The sequence below is a fragment of the Campylobacter curvus genome (assembly GCF_013372125.1).
GTDB lineage: Bacteria > Campylobacterota > Campylobacteria > Campylobacterales > Campylobacteraceae > Campylobacter_A > Campylobacter_A curvus.
On record NZ_CP053826.1, the window covers coordinates 85358 to 101630 of the forward strand.

The window sequence follows — 16273 nt, forward strand, 5'->3', positions numbered from 1 at the left end:
TAAAGCCCATTTAGATAAAATCAACCATCGTTCTTTTAGCGTAAAAAAGACAATCTGATATAAGGAAAACATGATGAGCGAGATAATCGCATACAAACTAAACGGCGAGCTGATCGACACCCAAAGTATCGCCGGGCGCGAGGCGGTCGCGCAGCCTGTGTATTTTGACAACTCCCCGGACGCCCTACACGTCATCCGCCACTCCTGTGCGCACCTGATGGCACAGGCTATCAAGTCGCTTTATCCAAATGCCAAATTTTTCGTCGGACCAAACGTCGAAGATGGATTTTATTATGATTTTAGAGTGGATGAAGCTGGTACGAAGCTTGGCGAGAGCGACCTTGAAGCGATAGAAAAAAAGATGAAAGAGCTAGCCGAGGCTAAATTTGAGATAACTAAAATTTGCTCGACAAAAGTCGCGATGAGCGAGAAATTTAAAAACGACGACCTAAAACAAGAGGTGCTAAAACGCATCCCCGAGGGCGAGGTCAGTAGCTACGCGCAGGGCGATTTTGAAGATCTTTGCCGCGGGCCGCACGTGCCAAATACCAAATTTTTAAGATTTTTCAAGCTTACCCGCGTGGCAGGCGCGTATCTGGGCGGCGACGAGACGCGCGAGATGCTAAATAGAATTTACGGCACGGCGTATGCGGACAAAGCCTCGCTAGCCGAGCACATCCGCATCATCGAAGAGGCCAAAAAGCGCGACCACCGCAAGCTTGGCGTAGAGATGAAGCTATTTGGCTTTGACGAGGAGGTCGGCGGGGGCTTGCCGATCTGGCTGCCAAACGGCGGACGCTTGCGCTCAAAATTAGAGCAAATTTTATATAAAGCTCACCGCGACCGCGGCTACGAGCCGGTACGCGGACCGGAGCTGCTAAAAGCCGACGTTTGGAAAAGGAGCGGACACTACGCAAACTACAAAGAAAATATGTATTTTACGACGATCGACGACGCGGAATACGGTATCAAGCCGATGAACTGCGTGGGACACATCAAAGTCTATCAGACTGAGATCCGCTCGTATCGCGACTTGCCGCTTAAATTTTTCGAATACGGCGTCGTGCATCGTCACGAAAAAAGCGGCGTGCTGCACGGGCTATTTAGGGTGCGTGAGTTCGCGCAGGATGACTCACACATCTTTTGTATGCCAAGCCAGATCAAGCAAAATATACTTGAAATTTTAAGCTTCGCGGGCAAGATAATGCAAAATTTTGGCTTCGAGTACGAGATGGAAATTTCAACCAAGCCCGCCAAAGCCATCGGTAGCGATGAAATTTGGGACATCGCGACAAACGCGCTAAAAGAAGCGCTCGACGAAAACGGCTTTAAATACGGCATCGACGAGGGTGGCGGGGCGTTTTACGGACCAAAGATCGACATCAAGATCACCGACGCTTTAAAGCGCAAATGGCAGTGCGGCACGATACAAGTTGATTTCAACCTACCGGAGCGCTTCGATCTAGGCTACATCGACGCAAATAACGAGCGCCAGCGCCCGGTCATGCTCCACCGCGCACTACTTGGTAGCTTCGAGCGATTTATCGGCATTTTGATCGAACACACGGCGGGCGAACTGCCGTTTTTCATCGCTCCGACGCAAGTCGTCATCGTGCCGATCTCTGACGCGCACCTAGACTACGCAAAAGAGATCGCGCGTGAGCTACGTAAATTTAACGTCGATAGCGAAGTGGCGAGCAAAAACGAGAGCTTGAACAAACGAATACGAACGGCTGAAAAACAACGAGTGCCGATGATCATCGTGCTGGGCGACAACGAGGTGGCAAACCGCAGCGTAGCACTGCGCGATAGACAGGCTAGAACGCAAAGCGACATGAGCTTGGCGGAATTTTTAAATTTAACGAAGGAGAAACTTAGTGAGGTACATTTTTGAGTAAAGAAAATGAAGTATTGCTCAATGAGGACATTAGGGCGCGCGAAGTAAGATGTGTGGGCGATGACGGCACGGTGTATGGCGTCGTCTCTCGAGACGAGGCTTTAAAGATAGCTGAAAAACAAGGGCTCGATCTGGTGCTCGTCGCACCTGATGCCAAGCCGCCCGTGTGCAAGATCATGGACTACGGCAAATTCCGCTATCAGCAGGAAAAAAAACAAAAAGAGGCGAAGAAAAAGCAAAAAGTGATTGAGATAAAAGAGATCAAACTCTCCATCAAGATCGCTCAAAACGACATCAACTACAAGGTCAAGCACGCAGTCGAATTTCTACAAGACGGCAAGCACGTGAAATTTCGCGTCTTTCTCAAAGGCCGCGAGATGAGTACGCCAGAAGCCGGCGTAGCGATGCTTGAAAAGGTCTGGGAGCTCGTAAAAGACGTCGCCGACCGCGACAAAGAGCCGCTCGTCGAAGGCCGCTATGTCAATATGCTTGTAACCCCTAAAAAAGGCTAAATTTAGCCATTGCAAGTTAAATTTAGAGAGCCATTCGGCTCTCGATATTTGAATGACCCGCATTTTATAAATCCCACTCAAATTTAAAGGACAAAAATGCAAATTCGCCCAGCTAATATCGCCGACACGCACGCTATAATCGCCCTAATAAAAGAGCTCGCCGAGTATGAAAAGATGCCGAATGAAGTCAAGATCGACGAGGAAATTTTTAAACGCCATATCTTTGAAAATCACTACGCAAACGCCATTGTAGCCGAGGCAGACGGGCAGATCGTGGGATACGCGATATATTTTCACTCCTTTTCCACGTGGCTTGGCAGGGCTGGGATACATCTGGAAGATCTTTACGTCAAGCAGGAGTTTCGCGGACGCGGCGCAGGGCTAGCGATGATAAAGCGACTAGCTGAAATTTGCGAGGACGAGGGCTTTGGACGGCTTGAATGGGAGTGCCTCGACTGGAACGAACCGAGTATTAAATTTTACGAAAATTTGGGCGCAAAAAGGCAAAGCGGCTGGCTAAAATTTCGCCTAACGAAAGATGAGATAGCGCAGATCGCGAGGGGTTAAAATTCCTTACATGATCGCAAAGAAGGCTCAATTACGGCAAATTTTATTTAGCCTCGCTCGAGCCAGCCGTTTTCGTGAAATACTCTAAATTTAAACGAAAAACGATTTGAAATTTTCCTTATTTGCTTTATAGATTTGCTTGCCGTCTTCGCCAAATTTTATGATCAGATTGTTGTGAAAGTCGTTTAAATTTTTAGAATTTTGAGCTATTTGCCCGATTTGCTCGTTTTTATCGTCTGTGGATCTTGGCTTGTTTAGGGGCTTTGCGCGACTGTAAAGCGCCGCAACCCTATCCTTTAGCTTTTTGTAAAGTTTCAGCCCGTTCGTAGCGCCGTATCGTTTGACTAGAGCCGAGTGAAAATCGTTTAAATTTTTACAGCCGGCGATTAGGGTCTTGATCTCGTTTATCACGTCCTCTTTTGGGGCATTGACGATCTGAGGCTCTACCTTGAAGGTCGAAATTTCGGGCTTGCTTTTAGTGGGAATTTCCTCTTTTTCCAGAGTCAATCTTTTAAATTTGCATCGCTTTTTATGCACTGCAGTGTTATAAAAATTTATCACGCTATCGTAAAATTTATCCTTGCTAACGATATAGATTTTGCCCTTTTTGTAAGCTAATTTGCCCATCAAAAAGACTATTATCTTGTCCGCAAAGTCCTTGCTGCGCATATCGAAGGTGACGATCTTTATTTTTATGCGTTTTGCGAGGAGCTTTTCTAGTGTGCGGACTGAAATCTTCTTTTTGCTATTAGTCACGATGTAGATTTTATCGCCTTTATCAAGCTCCTTTATATCTAAAATTTTATCTACGCTTATGTTTTCGTCGTCTATTATGAAACGTTTCATTTATGCTTCCTCGTCGCTTGTTTGGCTTTATGTTTTAAAATTTTCTGAAAAATAGCTTAATATTATCAAAAAAATGGAAATAAGCCAAATTTTAGTTATAATCATAAACAAAATTTAAGGCTGAAAAAATGAACAGAAAAGAGCTACTAAAAGACGTCAAAAGGGTCGTCATCAAGGTCGGCACATCCACGCTTACCACGCAAGAGGGCAAGCTAAACGAGGAGAAGATAAGGCTCATCGTAAAGAGCGTGAGCGAGCTAGTAGAAATGGGGCTGGACGTCGTTTTGGTCACCTCAGGAGCGGTGGGGGCTGGCATGGGCGAGCTAAATTTAAACGAGCATCCAAAGAGCCTGAGCGAAAAGCAAGCCCTAGCCTCCATCGGGCAGGTCGCGCTCATGCACCTTTACCGCCTGCTGTTTTGGGCGCATTCAAAGACAATCGCCCAGCTGCTGCTTACTCGCGGCGATTTTAGCGACAGAAACCGCTACATAAGCGCGCGAAACGTCTGCAACGCACTGCTAGCCAAAAAAATCATCCCCATAATAAACGAAAACGATCCCGTGGTAAATGACGAGCTAAAAGTCGGCGATAATGACACGCTAAGCGCGCTCGTCGCGGGACTCATCGACGCCGAGCTGGTCATTATTTTAAGCGACATCGACGGGCTTTACGATAAAAATCCGAGCAAATTTAAGGACGCGAAATTTATAAACTTGGTCGAAAATATCGACGAAAACGTGCTAAAAGCTGCCGGCGGCGAGGGGAGTAAATTTGGCACGGGCGGCATGCGTACGAAGATCACCGCCGCGCAAATGGCGACTAAAATCGGCTCCAATCTCATCATCGCAAGCGGCGCAGACCCCCGAAATATCGTAAAGATCATCGAGGGCGAGCGCATCGGCACATTGTTTTTAAAAAGCGGCAAAAAGATCAGCTCGCGCAAATATTGGCTGGGATACGGCACGAGCAAAAAGGGCGTGCTCGTGATAGATGAAGGCGCGCTAAACGCCCTAAAAAACGGCAAAAGCCTGCTAAGCGTGGGGATAAAAAGCGTGAGCGGTAAATTTGAGCGCGGCGACGTGGTCGAGGTGCGAAACGCGCAAAACGAGCTCGTGGCAAAGGGCATAAGCAACTACGCAAGCGATGAGCTAGCAAGGATCGCTGGGCAAAAGAGCGAGGACATAGAGCGTATCTTGGGGCACAGATACGACGAGAGTGCCGTGCATATCGACAATATGATATTGATCTAAGGAGTGAAATTTGAGTGAAATTTTAAACATCGCAAAGGCGGCGAAGGCCAGCTGCGAGCAGCTTTTAAATTTAGGCGCGCAGGTAAAAAGCCAAATCCTAAACGCCGTCGCAGACGAGCTCATCCGCCAAAAAGAAGGGATAAAAGCCGCAAATTTGCTCGACATTAAAGCGGGCAAAAACGCAGGACTTAGCGCGGCGCTGCTTGATCGCCTCGAGCTGACAAACGTACGTATCGAAGCCATGGCAAACGGCGTGCGCGAGGTGGCGAAATTTGACGAGGTCGTGGGCGAGGTGCTTGGCGGCTGGCGACATCCAAACGGCATGCAAATCACCAAGATCCGTGTGCCCCTTGGCGTGCTTGGTATCATTTACGAGAGTCGCCCAAATGTCAGCATCGACGCGGCGGCTCTGGCGCTAAAAAGCGGCAACGCCGTGATCCTGCGCGGCTCGGCGGCGGCGATAAACTCGAATAAATTTTTAGTAAATTTATTTAACGAAACGGGGGCAAAATTCGGTTTGCCAAGGGGCGCGGTCGCACTCATCGAGGACACGCGGCGCGAGGCGGTCGGCGAGATGATAAAAATGCACGAATTTATCGACGTTTTGATACCGCGCGGAGGCAAAAATTTAAAGGATTTCATCATCCAAAATACGACTATCCCGGTCATCGAAACAGGTGCCGGGGTATGTCATATCTTTGTCGATGAGAGTGCGGACGTGGGCGAAGCGGTAGAGATCATCAAAAACGCCAAAACCCAGCGTCCAAGCACGTGCAATAGCGTGGAGTGCGTGCTTTTGCACGAGCAAGTGGCGGCGGAGGTTTTAGCGTCGCTAGCGCGCGAGCTAGACGGGGTGCAGCTGCGAGTGCATGAGGATCTGTGGGCAAAATTTGACACAGATGAAGCGGGGCTAAATTTGGAAGCAAATTTAAATAGTGCGGGCAAAGTGGACGCGAATTTGAGTGTAAATTTAAACGCTTTAAGGGCGCAGATAAAAATAGGCGAAAACTCAAACGGCGCGCAGCTCGTAAAGGCCGATGAGAGCGACTTTGGCGCGGAGTTTTTGAGCTTAGTTTTAGCAGTAAAGTGCGTGAGCGGTGTCGCCGAAGCGATAAGCTACATCAACGCCCACTCCACGCACCACTCAGACGTGATCCTAAGCCGTGATTACGCGAACATCGAGTGGTTTTTAAACGCCGTGGATAGCGCGGTCGTGTATGCCAACGCCTCGACGAGGTTTAGCGACGGGGGCGAGTTTGGCTTTGGCGGCGAGATCGGCATCTCCACGCAAAAGCTGCATGCGCGCGGTCCGATGGGCGTGAGGGAGCTGACGACCAGTAAATATGTCGTGCGCGGGGACGGGCAAATTCGCTAAGGCGACTTGCCTTTTCGCCTTATGCTTCGTTGGATACTTCGCCAAATTTCGGTCACGTATTTTATATACGCTCCCTTATTTGGCTCGTATCCGCCTCGTCTAAGACGAAAATGCTTCACTGTATTGAGTTGATTTATGCTCCGCTTGATTTTGAAATTTCGCCTTGCTATCTCGTGCGATATTTCGCGATTTGCGTTCTTTGTTTTTGATATAATTTGCCAAAATACTTTGCAAAAGGTTGTTTTCCTTGGAGTACTAAGACAGCGTCTCGCTCCCTGAGGTTCAAAAATTTGTCGACGCGCTCTCGGACAAGCAGACCAAAAAGGGCGTTTTTATCACGACTTCAAATTTCACAAAAGACGCCAGGAGCTATGCGGACGGCGTGCAAAGCCATGCGGTCATCTTAATAGGCGGCGAGCGGCTGGCGGAGCTGATGATAAAGTATAAACTCGGCGTGCAGGTGCGGCAAATTTTGGAGATTTGTGATATCGACGGCGATTTTTTTAGTTATTAAATTTAAGTGTGGATAGTCTGCGACCGCGTAAAGCTGTGGTAAAATGCGGGTAAATTTAAGGAGTGAAAATGAAAATAGGCTTTATCGGTGGCGGAAACATGGGCTCGGCGATGATAGGCTCGCTAGTGGCTGGCGGCGTGAGGGTGGATGAAATTTTAGTCTTTGCGCGTAGTAAAAACGAGACTTTGCGGGCAAAATTTGGCGTGCGCATAGCTGCGAGCGAAAAAGAGGTCGCAAATGGCGCGGACATAGTCGTTATCGCCGTTAAGCCCGCCAGCTACGAGAGCGTGCTAAAAGAGATAAGTCGGGCGAGTAAATTTAAGTATAATGTGAGCGTGGTAGGCGAAAACACCACACAGCCGATATTTATCACCGTTGCGCCAAATTTCAGCATCCAAATGGTGCGCGAGGTCTTGGGCGCGGACGCGAAGGTCGCTCGCACGATGCCAAATATGCCCTCTCTCATCGGCGAGGGCGTGACGGCGGTAAATTTTAGCTCGAATTTTACGGCGGACGAGCGCGCGGCGGTGATGAAAATTTTGAGCTACTTTGGTAAGACCTATGAGATCTCAGAGGATAAATTTGCCGTATTTACCGCTATCGCAGGCAGCCTACCCGCCTACGTTTTTATGTTTATCGAGGCTTTGGCGGACGGGGCGGTGCTGGAAGGGCTGGGTCGCGAGATCGCATGTGAGATTGCGTGCGAGGCGGTCGCAGGTAGCGCAAAAATGGCGGCCGCTGCGCTAAAAGAGGGCAAGCATCCGGCCCGGCTAAAAGACGAGGTCTGCTCTCCGGGCGGCACGACGATCGAAGCAGTGCGAGTGCTGGAAAACGCTAAATTTAGAGCCGCCATCATCGAAGCCGTGAGCGCGGTCACGAGGAAGGCTGGAAAATGAAAATTTATGCAAAATTTAGCCGCTAGCGTGCAGGTGTCGCTAATTACTGCATGCGCTACGCCAAGACTGACGTTAAGCAAGCCGCTATACAAAGAAATCGCATACGCGCAAGATTGATAGATTTTAGGTAAGAGAGGACGGTGTCGTTTGTGGTGCTAGCAGACGACGGTATAAAGGGATTTCGTACTAAAAAACGTATCCTTGTCAAAAGCGCTAAATTTAAAGCCGTGAGCGTAGTGGTATAAAATTTAGATCACGGCTTTGATAGCGTAGAGAGCTTTTAAAGCTCGACGCAGAGATGCTTGCCTATATCCTGTGGTTTATTCTGATATTTGAGCCGATAAATTTAGGCTCTGTTTTAGACGGTGTTGATAAAATCATGCCGCGTATTATCGCTCGAAGATGTTGATTTTAAAGCTTCAAAGCCATATCTCGCCCCTGTGTGCCGTATGTTTAGATTTTGGCGATTTTCGCTATCATTTCAGATATCGCAAATACACCCCAAAGGAGCAAATATGAGCGTCGTTTTTTCCATAAAAAATAAAAAGAAGCTGCTTGGTTATGCAAGCGTGCTAAGCGTCGAGGAAGCGCTAGGGCTCGCGCCGAATTTAGCGCAGTTTAGCTTCAATGAGGACGAGAAGGGCTTTAACGCGGAGGTGTTTTACTCCTCAAAGATCCCGCGCGAGGGCTGCATCGTCATCGGTGTGAAGGGCATGAGTGGGCGCGGTTTTGAGCTAAGCTACAACGAGAGCGAGAAGAGCTACGAGGTACGCGTGCTGACCCCAAGTGCTCGCGCCGACTGGCAGATCGCACTCGAGTTCATGTCAAATTTAGCCGCCAGACTCGGCAGCTCCATCGTCGCTGACACCGACGAGCAAAGCTACGGCGCGCAGGCCATTTTGAAATTTGACTACGAGCGCGACATAATGTTTGGACTGCAAGCGACGAAAAACGACTTTGAAAAGAATAAGACCGACACGTATATCAACTACGGCATCACACGCCCCTTTGTGATGAATTTAGCGATGATAGATGAAATTTTAGCGGACGCCGATCCTGTGGGTAAATATAGCCAGATGCTAGTCTCCACGCAGCATCTAGACGCCTATGCGGCGCATCAGCAGTTTTTTGAGAACGAGGCGGGCGAGATATTAGGCCTATACGTGTTGTCGCAGGGGCTGGATACGTTGCTGCCGTTTGAGCCGTACATCGAGTATGAAAACCTCGAAATTTTGGGTGATAGGAAGGTCGCCAAGTGGCAGCTCTCACTCGTGGCGGTGGACGGTGACGACCAGAACGAGGAGTCGTATAAGCCTTTTGCGGATGTGCCGTATAAAAAATTTATGGCGAATTTACCGCGGGATAAATATCGCTTCATCGATGCTACGTATATCGAGATAAAGGGACTTAGTAGGCAGGAGATGGAGCAGATCGCGGCAAAGTGCGAGTGAGGTGAATTTAGGAGCGAATATGCAGGAGATGAAAACGGAATTTGGACGCGTGAGCGAAGGCGAATTTTAAATGTGCTTTTTATGCACATTTAAAGCCGTAGCGAAAAGTAATGCTATCACAAAGGCTGGCATAGAGATCTTGAGCGTGCCAAACGGGGCGCACGCGATGATCTGGGAGATGCCAGCTATCACGGCAGAGTGGATCGCCAAAGCCGCCGCAAAGCTCACAAAGGACGGACTAAAGCCAAATTTCGTGCTGGATGATGTGCGAGTCTGAGGCGCTTAAATTTTCATGTAGGTAGCGTCTTTTGACCGACCACATGATATTTGGTAGTGCCTGAGTCTTGTCTCTGCTGTGCGTAAATTTACGTAGCTAGCGGATATCAAGATCTCATAGGACAAGGCTTTACGCGAGGAAAAGCAAAATTCGCCTATCTCTTTTTCCTATACCTTTTTATGGCCTCGGTGATGACCTCCTCCAGGTCTGCCGCAGGGTCGGTATTTGTGTCGTCGTGCGTATTTTCCAGGATGGTTTTTAGGTTTTTCTCGACGTAGCTCGTGTCAAAAAAACCTCGTCTAAATTCGCGGCTCTTACTGATGGCGAGTAAAAACGGGATGATCGTTCGCACGCCCTCGATCGTAAATTCCTCCAGTGCACGCTCCAGTTTATTTACAGCTAGGTCGTAGTCGGTGGCCTTTACGATGAGCTTTGCTACGAGCGAGTCGAAAAATGGTGGTATCGTGTAGTCTTTGTAGGCGTGGCTATCGACGCGCACGGACGGGCCAAGTGCCGGATAATAGCCGGTGATGGTGCCGGGAGCCGGAGTGAAATTTTGCCAGACGTTTTCAGCGGTGATACGTGCCTCGATCGCGTAGCCACGTGGCTTTATGTCGCTTTGCTCGATCTCTAAAAGCTCGCCCGCAGCGATACGTATCTGCCTCACGACCAGGTCATGCCCCGTGATCTCCTCGGTCACGCCGTGCTCGACTTGGATACGGGTATTCATCTCCATGAAGTAAAAGTTGTTGTAATCATCGAGCAAAAACTCGATCGTGCCGACATTTGAGTAGCCTACCGCCTTGGCCGCGGCAACAGCCGTCATGCCCATGACTTTGCGTAAATTTTCGCTTATTGACGGGCAGGGCGCGATCTCGATGATCTTTTGGTGGCGGCGCTGTATCGAGCAGTCGCGCTCGCAAAGGTGTATGATGTTGCCGTAGTTGTCGCCTAAAATTTGAAATTCTATGTGGCGGGGATTGACGACGAGCTTTTCCATAAAGACCTCGTCGTTGTTAAAATACGCCTTAGCCTCTCTGGTGCAGGAGTTAAAGGCGTTTTCCATGTCCTCCTCTTGCCAGACCTCGCGTATACCGCGTCCGCCGCCGCCGCCGCTAGCTTTTAAAATGACAGGATAGCCGATACGTCTGGCATGCTCTTTGATGGTATCCATACTATCGTCGTTTAGCTTCTCGGTGCCCGGGACTATCGGGATACCGTTCTTTTTCATCAGATAACGAGCGATGTTTTTGTCGCCCATTTTGCGGATCACGTCGGCCTTTGGGCCGATGAAGATGAGCCCCGCGTCCTCGACCATTTTAGCAAATTCGTAGTTTTCGCTCAAAAAGCCGTATCCCGGGTGTATCGCGTCCGCTCCGCACTCTTTTGCGAGCTTGACGATAGCTTTTGCATCAAGATAGCCTTTTATCGGATCGTCACCTACCATGTGGGCCTCGTCGGCTATCCTTACGTGCAGGCATTGCGCGTCAGGAGCCGTATAGATGGCTACGCTTTGCATATGCAAGTCGCGACACGCGCGCACTATCCTAACGGCGATCTCGCCGCGGTTAGCGATGAGAATTTTATGTATCATTGGCTATCCTTGTTCGGTTTTTATTATCATATCTTTTAAAGATTTATTTTTTGATAAATTTGCTTAAATTTAGGCGCTATTTTGATGGTGCCAGCGCTTTTTAGGAGCGAAATTTCACCACTCGTTTATCGCGTATAAAAGCGCCAGGCGATTTTGACGCAAAAGCTCATCGGAAAGCTCGTCATACTCTTTTCCTAACCCCTTTTGCTGCGCCATATATGGTGGGCTGTCGTTCCACGAGCCCATCGCGCCAAATACATCCGAGATATCAGCCGCTAAAAATAGCCCTAAATTTGGCCGTGGTAGGGCTAGGATATTTTTGTCTATATACTCTGCAGCTACGGTGTCATCGTCGTTTAGGGCGTTTAGCGCCTTTTGGAAAATATCGGCGAAATGCTCGCACTCAATCTCTTGCGCCAAGGCTTTGATGCGTGTCAAAATAGACGCGAATTCCACCCTATTATCGTCAAATTTAGGCTTTTGCTCGGGCGGATTTTCCCATTTATTCTCGGTATATGTTATCAGCCATTTGCCGTCTTGCGAAGACTGGCGAGTAAATTCCCAGTGTGGCGTGAAGTAGCTTGCCGCCCCATCCGCGAAAAAGCACGCAATACCGCTTGCCGTGGTGTTTGAAAAGCCAAGTAGCGAGCGATCCGGCACGCTAGTAGGGGATAGAAATTTCATATCGTCCAGCCCAAGCTTTCGTATGCGTTCAAACCACTCGCTCACACTCCGCGCAACGCTGCCGTCTTGAAATAAAAATTTCGTCTCATCCTCGTAATTTAGCGGAGCATAGTCTATCTCGCCGCCATTTTTCAGGGCTATTTTGGCTGCCGTAACGATAGCGCAGGTCTGATACATCTGCCCGTTCATTTCCGCCTCATTTGCTCGTTTAGCGTAAAATTTAGAAAGGATTTACGATCATGATCCAGATGATGATCAAAAGACAGATCGTCGGGACCTCGTTGTATGCCCTAAAGAACATACCAGACCGACTACAGCGTTTCTCGCGAAGCTGTTTCATGTATCTGCCAAGATCAAGATGATAAATCGCCATGAGCACTACGACTAATATCTTTACATGGATATGTCCGGTTTTTAGCAGATCGGGCATGGCTATTAGTATCAAAGCTCCCGTCACGAAAGAGCCGATGAGTGCGACCCAGCCGATGTAATGATACATCTTATACTCCTGCACTTCGACGACTTTGACGAAGTCGGGCTTATCCATATTTTCGGCGTGATAGACATAAAGTCGCGGCTGGTAGAATAAAAACGCCATCCACGACACGAAAAATATGTAATGTAAAAATTTAAAGTAAAGGTAATACTCCGACATTTCCTCTCCTTATCTAAAAAGTATCTCGCGTCTTGCTTCAAATTCCGCTTTGCTTATCGCCCCGCTCTCGTATAGCTCGTAAAGCCGCTTCAAATCAGCCTCCTTGCTCTGCATCTTGAGGCTTCTTTTAAGCTCCTCTTTTTGTAAATTTCGCTCTACGTAAGAGCTCGTCAAAAACACGTCGATCACCCACCAGATGCCCCAAACTGCGAGGAATAAGTAACCGATCAAGACGATCTTGAGCGCTGCTCCTACGAAAAACAGCCCCATCATCAAAAATCCGCTGATAAATTTACCCAGATATATCCTGTGAGCTCCGAGCCAGCCGGCGAAAAACCATAATGCGTAAGCAATGTAGATATTGTTCATTTCTTTCCTTTAGTGCGCTAGAGCGGGGCAAAATTTTAATCCTTTGAGCCGGCAAAAAAGCTTTGCCAAAGTATCAAAACAACCGCAAGGTCAATCATAACATCTGCAAAGTTAAAAACAGCAAAATTAAACCATTTGTGCCAAAAAACGTAGTCTACGACGCCTCCGTGGATGAAGCGATCGATGATGTTCGAGCTGCCGGCCCCAAGCAGCGCTCCAAGCGCGGTGGCGTGGGCATTTAGCAGGTGCTTTTCTAGGATCAGGTACAAAAAGACTGCGGCGATGAGGGCAAGCTGGATAAATTTCAGCCATTTGCCCAAAAAGGCGAACATCGAAAACGCTACGCCTTCGTTGTAAGTAAGCACGAGCGAGAAATACTCGCCCTCCCAGCTAAAGCCGCTTATAAACAGCATTTTGATGGCTTGATCGAGTGTGAATATCAGCGCGAAAGCCGTGAAAAATTTGATCAAAATTTTAGGCATTTAGGGCTTTTATGAAAAATTTCTCGACTTCATTCATGCGCTTTTCGACTAAATTTTGATTTTTGCCCTCAAGCAAGAGACGTATCACGTTTTCGGTACCAGAGTATCTAAACAGCGACCTGATACCGTCTTTTTCGAGACTTTTTTCGAGCTCTTTTAGCCCCGCGATCTTTTCAAGCGGTTTTTTCTCCGTGATCTTTAAATTTAGCAAAATTTGCGGATACGGCTTGATGGCTTTAAAAATTTCGCTCGCTTTTTTGCCCTTTTTTAGCATCATCGCGACGACTTGCATCGAGGTCACGAGCCCGTCGCCGGTTTTGGCATAGTCGTTAAATATCACGTGTCCGCTTTGCTCTCCGCCAAAATTTATGCCGTTTTCTTTCATCATCTCAAGGACATATTTGTCGCCGACATTTGCACGAAGCAGTTTGATTTTGTGAGATTTCAGATAGTCTTCCAAGGCTGCGTTACTCATGACGGTCGCGACGACTGCGCCGCCTTTTAACGCCTTTTTCTCGTTTAGATAAGTGGCCAGCACGCCAAGCACGGCATCTCCATGCACGACTTCGCCGTTTTCATCGACCACTACGAGCCTGTCGGCATCCCCGTCAAATGCAAAGCCGATGTCCGCACGCAGACGTTTTACCTCGTTTGCAAGCTCCTCGGGATGCAGCGCTCCGCAGCTTTGGTTGATATTGCTTCCGTTTGGCTCGTCGTTTATCACGATGACATCGGCCCCAAGCTCGCTAAATACAGTCGGTGCGACCTTGTAAGCCGCGCCGTTTGCGACATCTAGCACTACTCTTAAATTTTTAAGCGTCAGCTCTTTTGGGAAGGAATTTTTGATTTGTACGATGTAGCGGCCGATAACATCGTCTATACGCTTATTTGCGCCGATTTCGGTCATCGTTTTTTGAGCGTTTGCGATCATCTCGTCGTCGTAGTAAATTTTTTCGATCTCGGCTTCTATGTTTTCTTCTATCTTGTCGCCGCAATTATCGAAAAATTTTATGCCGTTGTCGTAGTATGGGTTATGACTGGCACTTATCATGATGCCCGCGTCACAGCGCATATTTTCGGTCAAAAATGCGATCGCAGGCGTAGGCATCGGACCGATTTGAAGCACATTGTATCCGACTGCAGTTAGCCCTGCAACTATCGCGGTTTCTATCATATAGCCGCTTTTTCTGGTATCTTTGCCGACTAGGATCACGTTTGTAGCGGAGTATTTTCTAAAGTAAATTCCGGCCGCCATCGCAAGGCGCATAGCCGTTTGTGCAGAGAGCTTTTCTCCGGCTTTGCCGCGAACGCCGTCAGTACCAAATAGTTTCATAGATTATCCTTTTATTAAAATTTAGCCTCGTTGATTTCAGCGTTATTTTATCAAAATTTCTCAAATTTAAGCCCTAAAATTTTTCTCACTCTTTAAATTTTACTTAAATTAAGCGCCATTTAAAACTAAATTTTATATAATCACGGACTAAAATTATCAAAAAGGTATATTATGGCAAACCATAAATCTGCTGAAAAAAGAGCAAGACAGACTATAAAAAGAACTGAAAGAAACAGATTTTACCGCACAAGACTTAAAAATATAACAAAAGCTGTGCGTGAAGCTGTTGAAGCAAAAGACGTAAATGCCGCTAATGAAGCGCTTAAGCTCGCAAATAAAAGCATTCATAGCTTCGTAAGTAAAGGCTTTTTGAAAAAACAAACCGCAGCTCGCCGCGTTAGCCGCCTTGCACAACTTGTAAATACATTAAAAGTCGCCTAATCTCCCTTAATGTTTGCCGACAAACTCCGTCCATTTTTGGATCGCTATAATGAAATTTCCGCACTTCTTGGCGATCCAAATATAATAAACGACATCGAAAAGATGACCAAACTCTCAAAAGAGCAGTCATCTATCGAACCTATCAAAAATGCGGCAAGCCAATATCTACAAACACTAGACGATATCGAAGAAAACAAAGCCCTGCTTGATGACGCCGAGCTTAGCGAGCTTGCGCGCGAGGAGCTAAAATCAGCCCAAGTCCGCAAAGAAGAGCTTGAAAACGAGATCAAAATTTTACTCTTGCCAAAAGATTCTAACGACGATAAAAATATCTTTTTAGAGATCCGTGCAGGCACCGGTGGCGATGAGGCAGCGCTTTTCGTAGGAGATTTGTTTAACGCTTACATTAGATATGCAGATTTGCGCGGGTATAAATTTGAGATCGTCAGCCAAAGCGAAGGAAGCGCGGGAGGATTTAAAGAGATTATCTTGCTTATAAAGGGCAAGGGAGCTTATTCGCGCTTAAAATTTGAGGGCGGCACCCACCGCGTCCAGCGCGTACCAGAGACCGAGAGTCAGGGGCGCGTGCATACCTCAGCCGTCACGGTCGCGATCATGCCCGAGGTCGAGGACAGTGAGATCGAGATAAATCCAAACGACCTTCGTATCGACGTCATGCGAAGCTCCGGGCATGGCGGGCAAAGCGTAAATACGACCGATAGTGCTGTTCGTATCACTCACATCCCTACAGGACTCGTCGTTACGAATCAAGACGGCAAGAGCCAGCACAAAAATAAAGAGGCTGCGATGAAGGTGCTAAAGGCGCGCCTTTACGAGATGCAAGAGGCCGAACGCATCGCTAAAGAGACTAGCGAGCGCAAAAGTCAAGTCGGCACGGGAGATCGCTCTGGGCGCATCCGCACCTATAACTTCCCGCAAAATCGCATAAGCGACCACCGTATAAATTTGACTCTTTACCGCCTCGATGCGATAATGGCAGGCGGACTTTTCGACGAGATCATCGAGCCGCTCATTGCCCATCATCAGGCCGAAGCGATCACTGACGCCGGACTTTGATATATATTTATAAAATATAAATCGACATTTCGCAAAGTTATTTTTGTAAATTT

18 protein-coding genes and 1 pseudogene are annotated in these 16273 nt (G+C 47.9%); 12 read left to right on the forward strand and 7 right to left on the reverse strand.

Annotated features, from left to right (window positions below; translation table 11 throughout):
- The first annotated feature begins 70 nt into the window (after window positions 1–70).
- From thrS to CCVT_RS00425, 3 genes are all read left to right on the forward strand, one after another.
- Entirely contained in the window at window positions 71–1894 is a 1824-nt protein-coding gene (gene thrS / locus CCVT_RS00415) for a threonine--tRNA ligase (RefSeq protein ID WP_026175545.1), read from the forward strand.
- Entirely contained in the window at window positions 1891–2409 is a 519-nt protein-coding gene (infC, locus tag CCVT_RS00420; RefSeq protein WP_011991668.1) for a translation initiation factor IF-3, read from the forward strand. The genes thrS and infC overlap by 4 nt, the downstream gene beginning before the upstream one ends.
- 96 nt (window positions 2410–2505) lie before the next feature.
- The gene (locus CCVT_RS00425) at window positions 2506–2976 is read left to right on the forward strand and encodes a GNAT family N-acetyltransferase (RefSeq protein ID WP_018137321.1); all 471 of its coding nucleotides are present in this window, start codon (window positions 2506–2508) and stop codon (window positions 2974–2976) included.
- A 90-nt stretch (window positions 2977–3066) separates the two neighbouring features.
- Here the strand turns inward: CCVT_RS00425 and CCVT_RS00430 are convergent, their stop codons facing one another.
- Entirely contained in the window at window positions 3067–3822 is a 756-nt protein-coding gene (locus CCVT_RS00430; RefSeq protein ID WP_018137322.1) for a PIN domain-containing protein, read from the reverse strand.
- Window positions 3823–3950: 128 nt separating this feature from the next.
- On the opposite strand from CCVT_RS00430, the gene proB reads away from it, so the two are divergent.
- From proB to CCVT_RS00465, 7 genes and pseudogenes are all read left to right on the forward strand, one after another.
- Window positions 3951–5072: a glutamate 5-kinase gene (gene proB / locus CCVT_RS00435; protein WP_018137323.1), complete on the forward strand. Its 1122-nt coding sequence runs from the start codon at window positions 3951–3953 to the stop codon at window positions 5070–5072.
- Window positions 5073–5082: 10 nt separating this feature from the next.
- On the forward strand, window positions 5083–6447 hold the full coding sequence (locus CCVT_RS00440) for a glutamate-5-semialdehyde dehydrogenase (protein ID WP_018137324.1): 1365 nt from the start codon (window positions 5083–5085) through the stop codon (window positions 6445–6447).
- 274 nt (window positions 6448–6721) lie between these two features.
- A pseudogene (locus tag CCVT_RS10015) lies at window positions 6722–6961 on the forward strand (restriction endonuclease); the annotation flags it as partial.
- Window positions 6962–7029: 68 nt separating this feature from the next.
- On the forward strand, window positions 7030–7857 hold the full coding sequence (gene proC / locus CCVT_RS00450) for a pyrroline-5-carboxylate reductase (protein WP_018137327.1): 828 nt from the start codon (window positions 7030–7032) through the stop codon (window positions 7855–7857).
- Window positions 7858–7863: 6 nt separating this feature from the next.
- A complete protein-coding gene (locus tag CCVT_RS00455; protein WP_018137328.1) occupies window positions 7864–7974 on the forward strand; it encodes a hypothetical protein in 111 nt (36 codons plus the stop codon).
- 398 nt (window positions 7975–8372) lie between these two features.
- Window positions 8373–9308 carry a DUF4299 family protein gene (locus tag CCVT_RS00460; protein ID WP_018137330.1) on the forward strand — a complete coding sequence of 312 codons (936 nt, stop codon included), beginning with the start codon at window positions 8373–8375 and terminating at the stop codon, window positions 9306–9308.
- A gap of 70 nt (window positions 9309–9378) precedes the next feature.
- Window positions 9379–9585, forward strand: coding sequence for a hypothetical protein (locus CCVT_RS00465; RefSeq protein ID WP_018137331.1), 207 nt, complete (start codon window positions 9379–9381; stop codon window positions 9583–9585).
- 154 nt (window positions 9586–9739) lie between these two features.
- Here CCVT_RS00465 and CCVT_RS00470 read toward each other — a convergent pair whose 3' ends face one another.
- The 6 genes from CCVT_RS00470 to glmM all read right to left on the reverse strand — a co-directional run bounded on the left by CCVT_RS00470 (window position 9740) and on the right by glmM (window position 14702).
- Window positions 9740–11179: an acetyl-CoA carboxylase subunit A gene (locus CCVT_RS00470; RefSeq protein WP_009649781.1), complete on the reverse strand. Its 1440-nt coding sequence runs from the start codon at window positions 11177–11179 to the stop codon at window positions 9740–9742.
- Between the two features lie 114 nt (window positions 11180–11293).
- Window positions 11294–12052, reverse strand: a complete 759-nt coding sequence (locus tag CCVT_RS00475; RefSeq protein WP_018137332.1) for a hypothetical protein — start codon at window positions 12050–12052, stop codon at window positions 11294–11296.
- Between the two features lie 31 nt (window positions 12053–12083).
- Window positions 12084–12518, reverse strand: a complete 435-nt coding sequence (locus CCVT_RS00480) for a CopD family protein (RefSeq protein WP_018137333.1) — start codon at window positions 12516–12518, stop codon at window positions 12084–12086.
- 9 nt (window positions 12519–12527) lie between these two features.
- Entirely contained in the window at window positions 12528–12887 is a 360-nt protein-coding gene (locus tag CCVT_RS00485; RefSeq protein WP_009649703.1) for an NINE protein, read from the reverse strand.
- Between the two features lie 35 nt (window positions 12888–12922).
- Window positions 12923–13369: a signal peptidase II gene (gene lspA / locus CCVT_RS00490; RefSeq protein ID WP_018137334.1), complete on the reverse strand. Its 447-nt coding sequence runs from the start codon at window positions 13367–13369 to the stop codon at window positions 12923–12925.
- Window positions 13362–14702 carry a phosphoglucosamine mutase gene (glmM, locus tag CCVT_RS00495; RefSeq protein WP_009649458.1) on the reverse strand — a complete coding sequence of 447 codons (1341 nt, stop codon included), beginning with the start codon at window positions 14700–14702 and terminating at the stop codon, window positions 13362–13364. The genes lspA and glmM overlap by 8 nt, the downstream gene beginning before the upstream one ends.
- Window positions 14703–14873: 171 nt before the next feature.
- Between glmM and rpsT the strand changes: the two genes are divergently transcribed.
- Both rpsT and prfA read left to right on the forward strand, forming a co-directional pair.
- Window positions 14874–15143: a 30S ribosomal protein S20 gene (gene rpsT, locus CCVT_RS00500; RefSeq protein ID WP_018137335.1), complete on the forward strand. Its 270-nt coding sequence runs from the start codon at window positions 14874–14876 to the stop codon at window positions 15141–15143.
- Between the two features lie 9 nt (window positions 15144–15152).
- Window positions 15153–16220, forward strand: a complete 1068-nt coding sequence (gene prfA, locus CCVT_RS00505; RefSeq protein ID WP_018137336.1) for a peptide chain release factor 1 — start codon at window positions 15153–15155, stop codon at window positions 16218–16220.
- The last annotated feature ends 53 nt before the right edge of the window (window positions 16221–16273 follow it).